This is a genomic window from Cellulosimicrobium cellulans (assembly GCF_042723955.1).
Lineage (GTDB): Bacteria > Actinomycetota > Actinomycetes > Actinomycetales > Cellulomonadaceae > Cellulosimicrobium > Cellulosimicrobium cellulans_H.
Genome location: NZ_JBHXIC010000012.1, coordinates 6,663 through 13,060, shown reverse-complemented (window position 1 = coordinate 13,060; position 6,398 = coordinate 6,663). Strand labels below are relative to the sequence as shown.

5 protein-coding genes are annotated in these 6,398 nt (G+C 76.5%); 2 read left to right on the top strand and 3 right to left on the bottom strand.

Going from position 1 to position 6,398, the window contains the following annotated elements; all coding sequences use genetic code 11:
• The 3 genes from ACFWH7_RS05290 to ACFWH7_RS05280 all read right to left on the bottom strand — a co-directional run.
• Positions 1 to 487: 2,3-bisphosphoglycerate-dependent phosphoglycerate mutase (locus ACFWH7_RS05290; RefSeq protein ID WP_378215408.1), on the bottom strand; the 487-nt coding region annotated here is incomplete at its 3' end.
• Positions 488 to 492: 5 nt separating this feature from the next.
• Entirely contained in the window at positions 493 to 3,429 is a 2,937-nt protein-coding gene (locus tag ACFWH7_RS05285) for a helix-turn-helix transcriptional regulator (protein WP_378215407.1), read from the bottom strand.
• A 119-nt stretch (positions 3,430 to 3,548) separates the two neighbouring features.
• On the bottom strand, positions 3,549 to 3,692 hold the full coding sequence (locus ACFWH7_RS05280; RefSeq protein WP_156186302.1) for a hypothetical protein: 144 nt from the start codon (positions 3,690 to 3,692) through the stop codon (positions 3,549 to 3,551).
• Positions 3,693 to 3,930: 238 nt separating this feature from the next.
• On the opposite strand from ACFWH7_RS05280, the gene ACFWH7_RS05275 reads away from it, so the two are divergent.
• A complete protein-coding gene (locus ACFWH7_RS05275; RefSeq protein ID WP_378215405.1) occupies positions 3,931 to 5,913 on the top strand; it encodes a GNAT family N-acetyltransferase in 1,983 nt (660 codons plus the stop codon).
• Positions 5,914 to 5,920: 7 nt separating this feature from the next.
• A complete protein-coding gene (locus ACFWH7_RS05270) occupies positions 5,921 to 6,310 on the top strand; it encodes a UBP-type zinc finger domain-containing protein (RefSeq protein ID WP_378215404.1) in 390 nt (129 codons plus the stop codon).
• Positions 6,311 to 6,398 lie beyond the last annotated feature (88 nt).

Sequence of the window (6,398 nt, the reverse complement as noted above, 5' to 3'; positions counted from 1 at the left end):
CGGGGGCGCGGGGCGCGGGGGGCGCGCGCGCGCGGTGGGGGCGCGCCGCACGGTCGGGTCGCCGGGGCGCGGGGGGGGGGCCGGGCCCCGCGCGCGGCGGCGGTCGGTGGAGGTACGAGCGGCGGTAGCGCCAGTAGGCCGCCTCGCCGTAGTCGCGGCGGACGACGTCGCGCGGCTTGTCCGTGAAGGCGCCGTAGTGACGCTCGACGAGGCGCCACTCGACCGCGAGCGGCGGCGGGCCGGGCAGCGCGTCGGCGACGATCGCGGCCGTCGTCGAGGCGCGCACGAGCGGGGACGTCGTGACGCGGCGCGGAGCCAGCGCGGGCTCGCGCGCGACGGCGTCGGCGAGCAGCCGTGCCGCGCGCCCTGCCTCGGCGACCCCGACGTCGGAGAGCGGCACGTCCAGCAGGCCTGTGAACCGGTCGCCCGCGTTGAACGTGCTCTGCCCGTGACGCACGAGCACGAGCGTGCCGGGCGAGGAACCCACGCGCGTCAGACCTCGAGCAGCCCGCGCTGGTGCGCGAGCGAGACGGCCTCGGCCCGCCCGGACGCGCCGAGCTTGGCCAGGACGTTGGACACGTGCACGCTCACCGTCTTCGCGGAGATGAACAGGCGCTCGCCGATCTGCCGGTTGGTCAGGCCCTGGGCCACGAGCAGCAGGACCTCCTCCTCACGCTCGGTGAGGACCGCCGTCGTGGACCGGCGGACCCCGGGCAGGTCGAGCCGGCCGCGGCGCCCGAGCGCGCGCACCGCGTCGGCGAGCGGGGCCGCACCCATCGCCTCGGCCTCCTCGAGCGCCTGCGCCGCCTCGATCTCGGCCGCGTTGCGGTCGCCCGCGCCGAGCAGGGACTGGGCCCAGCGGAAGCGCGAGCGCGCGACCTCGTACCGGTAGCCGTAGTCGAAGAGGCGTGTCGTCTCCTCCCACAGCGCCGGGTCGTCTTCGCCCGTGAGCCGCGAGTGCTCGGCCGCGGCACGCGCGAGCCAGGCGCGACCCTCGGGCCCGAGGCGACCGCCGCGCGGTCGGCCGCGCTCCGCCGTCGTGCGCGCCGCCTCCAGCAGCTCGTCGCCGCGCGCGACGAGCGCCGCGACCTGCCCGGCACCGGCCGCGCCCTGAAGACGCGCCGCCTCCGCGGCGTCGGCGAGCGCGGCGAGCGCGAGCGCCGAGATCCAGATGCGGCCCAGGAAGTAGTCGCTCCACGTGCGACCCAGGTGGTCCACGAGCTCGACGGCGAGCGCGACCGCCTCCTCGTCGCGCCCCGCCCACGTCAGCGCGTCGATCGAGCACCCGCCGGAGATGAGCGCGATCTGCCCGTCCCGGAACCAGTCCCGCCGCAGGGCCGTGCCGCGCGCGAGCGCGTCGGCGTCACCCCGCGCCACGGCCGCGTAGAGCTGCACGCAGGAGAGCTGCGGGGCCGACCCCTCCGGCATGGTCTCGCCCGTGGTCTCGGTGGGCGTGAGGTCACCGAGCACGTAGCGCACGAGGTCGCGGAACAGGCGCAGCTCCACGCCGTACGCGCTCCAGCCGAGCCCGGTCGCGCGCGCCCGGTCGAGGCCGTCGGCCGTCACCCGCAGCGCCTCGTCGATGCGACCCGCGTAGTAGCGGTTCGCCGCGATGTTGTACCAGCAGCGGAGCTCGGTGAGGATGTCGCCCGCCTCGACGGCGCGCTCCCGGGCCTGGGCGAGCAGCACCGCGGCCCGGTCGTCGTCCGCGACCTCGAGGATCGCCATCGTGGTGAGCACGTCGGCCTCGACGTCGGGGGCGTCGAGCCGGTGCGCGACGTCCAGGGCCTGCGCGGCGACCTCCGCGGCGAGCTCGTCGAGGTCGGCGTTCATCGCGGCGCGCGCCCGCATCGCGAGCGTCCACGCGCGGTCGAGGGACGGCGGCTCCTCCGGGAGCACGGCCAGCGCTGCCTCCGTGTGGGCGAGGGTCTCCTCGACCTCCTCCGTGCCGAGCAGGTAGCGGGACAGCACGTGGCGCAGCGACGCCTGGCGCATCGGGTCGCCCGCCGTGCCCTCGACGACCTTCCGGGCGAGCGCGACCGCGCGGTCCGGCTCGCCCGCGCGGCTCGCCGCCCCTGCCGCGGCGAGCGCGACGGTGACGCGGTCCTCGTTCAGGAGGGACGCGGCGTCGGGCACCGCCTGCCACAGCGCGAGCACCTGCTCGAGGTGCCGCAGCTCCTCCGCGGGCGCGAGCACGCGCGCGGCCTTGCGGGCGGCGGCGCGCGACGCCGTCAGAGCGGCCGGGAGGTCGTGCGCGGCGAGCGCGTGGTGCGCGCGCAGCGCGGGGGAGCCGAGCGTGGGGTCGTCGTCGAGCGCGGCGAGGTACGCGCGGTGCACGCCCACGCGCTCGCCCGGCAGCAGGTCGGACGCGACTGCCTCGGCGAGCAGCGCGTGACGGAACACGACCGTGTCGCGCGCGCCGTCGCCCTCGACCGCGAGGACGTGGTGCGCGATCGCCTCGCGCAGCGCCGCGTCGAACGAGCGCCCGGTGGCCGTCTCGCCGTCGGCGGCGTCCCGTGCGAGCGCGGCGCGCAGGAGCGGCTCGCTCACCTGCCGCCCGGACACCGACGCGACCCGGACGAGGTGCTGCACGGCCGGGTCGAGCACCTCGAGGCGGGCGCGCAGGACGTCCGCGAGGGACCAGGGCAGCTCGTCGTCGAGGCCCGACTCGACGAGCTCCTCCGCGAAGTACGCGTTGCCCTCGGAGCGCGTCCGGACGGACTCGAACGCGTCGGGCAGCAGGGGAGCGCCCGCGAGCGCGGTGGTGAACTCGCGCAGCTCGCCCTCCGTGAAGGGCGAGAGCTGCACGTGCTCGACGCGCGGGTGGCGCAGCAGCTCCGCGAGCACGGGGCGCAGGGGGTGGCGGCGGTGCAGGTCGTCCGCACGATAGCTCGCGACGACGAGCACGTGCTCCGCACGCAGGCGCGCGACCACGAAGCGCAGGACGTCGCGGCTCGACGGGTCTGCCCAGTGCAGGTCCTCGACGACGAGCACGAGCGGGGCCTCGGCCGTCCCCGACGCGGCGAGCGCGGCCGCGACGCTCTCGAAGAGCTGGAGGCGTTCGCCCTGGCTCTGCTCGTCGTCCGCCGGCGTGCCGGCGTCGAGCAGGCGCGCGAGCGCGGGTCGTGCGGCCACGGTCTCGTCGACCGCGGGGTGCTGGGCGCGCAGCGTCGTCAGCGCCTCGGAGAAGGGGAGGTAGGGGAGGCCGACCTCGCCGAGGTCCACGCAGTGGCTCCAGACGACGGTCGCGCCGCTCCCGGCGGCGAGCTCGGCCGCGCGCGTGAGGAGGCGGGTCTTGCCGACCCCGGCGTCGGCGCCCACGAGCACGACCCCGGGCTCGCCCCGGCGCGCGCGCTCGACCGCCGCGGAGAGCGCGTCGAGCTCGGCGGCGCGGGCCACGAAGGGCGCGCGCGAGGAGGGTCGTGGCACGGCTCCCATCCTCGCAGCGTGCACCGACACGTGACCAGCGGATAGACCACCGGAGCCCGCGCCGGATACGACGACGCCGCCGACGAGAGGGTTCTCGTCGACGGCGTCGGGCGGCGCGGTCACCGCGCCGGGCGGTCGTGGCGCTGACGGCGTCCCCGCCACCAGTGCAGCAGCGAGGGCTCGTCGTGCCGGAAGTCGTCACGCAGACGCTGCGTGCGGTAGGTGAGGTCCGCCTCGAAGGTCGGATCGAACTGTGCGCTCATGGTCGTCCCCGTCTCTGCAGGCACCCTGCCTGTCCGACACTCACGTTCGTCCTGAGCACCGGACCGTCGCATCGGACGACCGCGCACGGTTGGGGGGAGGGTGCCTTAGGCGGTGCCCGTCCACGGCCCTGAGGCGTCTGAGGTGGGTCGCCGCGACTAAGGCACGGGACCCCTCCCGCCGACGCCCGCGCCCGAATTCCGGTGGACGGGGCCGACCCGTGGGGACTATCACCAGGCCATGACGACCACGGCGCCCTCCTCGTTCGACGTCCGGCCGCTGGAGCAGGAGGACCGTGACCAGGCGCTGGACGTGGTGTGGCGGGCCTTCGGGTGGGGGTACCGGCAGGACGTCGTCGGCACCGCCAGCGCGTACTCGCTGCGGATGACGATGCCCGGCGGGGGTCTGCTGCCCGTCGCGGGAGTGTGGATGGTGACCGTCGCCCCGACGTACCGCCGTCGCGGGGCCATGACGGCGATGATTCGCCGCCAGCTCGCCGACCTCGCGGCCGGGGGCGAGGCCGTGGCCGCGCTCTGGGCGACGGAGGCCGGCGTCTACGGACGCTACGGCTACGGGATCGCGTCGTGGCGCCAGCCCATCGAGGTCGACCTCTCGCGCGCCGCGTTCACGACGCACGCGCGGGATCTCGCGGCACGGTCGTCGGCCCGCCTGCACCTGATGTCCCTCGCCGACGCCCTGCCCCACCTGACCGCCATCCACGACGACCTGCTGGGCACACGGCCTGGGACGCTCGCGCGCGACGCGGGCCGCTGGCAGTTCTTCCTGGGTGGCGGCGACGGTCGGCCGCCGGCCGAGATCGTCGTCGCGGTCGGCCCCGACGGACCCACCGGGTACGCGGCGTACCGGGTCCGCGAGGGGAAGCCCGGGCTGGTGCCGACGGGCGTCGTCGCCGTCCAGGAGGTGAGCGCCACGGACCCGGCCACCCACGCCCAGCTCTGGCGCTACCTGCTCGACCTCGACCTCATGAGCACGCTGGCGTGCGAGTCGCGCCCCGTGCCGGACCCTCTGGCCCACCTGCTCGTCGACCACCGGCGGATGCATGCACGCCTCGACGAGGCCCTGTGGGTCCGCGTGGTCGACGTCAAGCGCGCGCTCGCCACGCGTGCCTTCGCCGCGCCCGTCGACCTCGTCCTCGACGTCACCGACGACGTGGTCCCCGCCAACGCCGGGCGGTGGCACGTCGTCGTCGGCGAGGCGGGCGGCACGGCCTGGCGTGCCGGACCGACGCGCGAGACGACCTCTCGATGGACGTCGGCGACCTGGGAGCGGCCCACCTGGGTGCCACGCCGCTGCACGTCCTCGCGCTGGCCGGGCGCGTCGTCGAGCGCACGCCCGGCGCGGTCGCCGCCGCGTCGGCGGCCTGGTCGTGGTCACCGACCGCGCACACCGCGGAGATCTTCTGAGCCGTCGCGTCCGCAAGACGTGACCGGGGTCACTCCTCCCGTTGCCAACGGCCGAGGCCCGGCGCAGACTGGACGCAGGACCGGACCCGCCTGTGGGGGTGACCTCGTGACCGACACCTACGACATGCTGCCGATGCTGGGCCGTGGCAAGCACCGCAACCCGAAGAAGGGCGCGTGCTTCATGGAGCTCGCGTCCTACCTCGCGGGGGAGCGGTGGAGCGACCATCCACGGTGCACGCACCCGCTGCTCGCGATGCTCGCGCGCGCCGTGAACGACCTCACGGTCGACCCGGAGCGTCCCAAGCTGGCGCCGCTCATCCCGTCCGTCATCGGGCTGACGAGCGACGACCCGCACTGGGACGTGCGCATCGCGCTGCGCGCCGCGGTGGCGGCGTTGCCGATCGCCCCGGCGGACCGGCAGCAGACGCTCGCCGTCGCGATCATCGGGGCGGAGAAGATGCTCGACGTCCTCGACGACCGCCCCGCGGGCACGCTGAGCGCCGAGTCGGCGGACGCGCTCGCGAGCTGCCCGCGCACGGCGCGCTGGGCGCAGCGGTTCTGCGAGGGTGCGCGGCTGCGGCCGAGCCGGTTCGTGCGCGACGCCGCGCCGAGCATCATCTCCGCGGCGGTGCAGGGCATCGCCGAGGCGTGCGTGCCGGACCCGGACGAGCGCCTGCGCGCGCTGCTCGCCGCGACGATCGACGACTGCCGGGCCTGGGACGACGCCGAGCCCGCACCGGCGCTCGACCCCGAGTCGTGGGCCCCCGTCGTGCGGCCCTCCGCCGTCGGGACCCGGTGAGCCGCCGGTGAGCGTCACGGGGGACGGGCTCGACGAGAGCCTGGGCGCGCAGCTCTGGGCCGCCGTCGACCCGGCGGTCCCGCCCAGCGGGACGGGCTGCGCCGAGTGCGACGCCGACGGCGGGTGGTGGGTCCACCTGCGCCGCTGCGCGACGTGCGGCCACGTGGGGTGCTGCGACACGTCGCCGGCCCAGCACGCGACGGCGCACTTCCAGGAGACCGGTCACCGGCTCATGCGGTCGTTCGAGCCCGGCGAGGACTGGTACTGGGACTACGAGACGTCCCAGGTGCTCGAGGGGCCGCACCTCGCCGCGCCGCTCTCGCGCCCGCCGGAGCAGGGCTCGCCCGCGCCGGCCGACCGCGTGCCGTCCGACTGGACGTCCCTCATCCACCGCTGACGCATCCCACCCCGTGGGGGGGGCCCGCGGGGGCCGCCCCCGCTCAGCAGACGGGCGGGGGCGGGGGGAGGGGGGGGGGGGGCGCCGC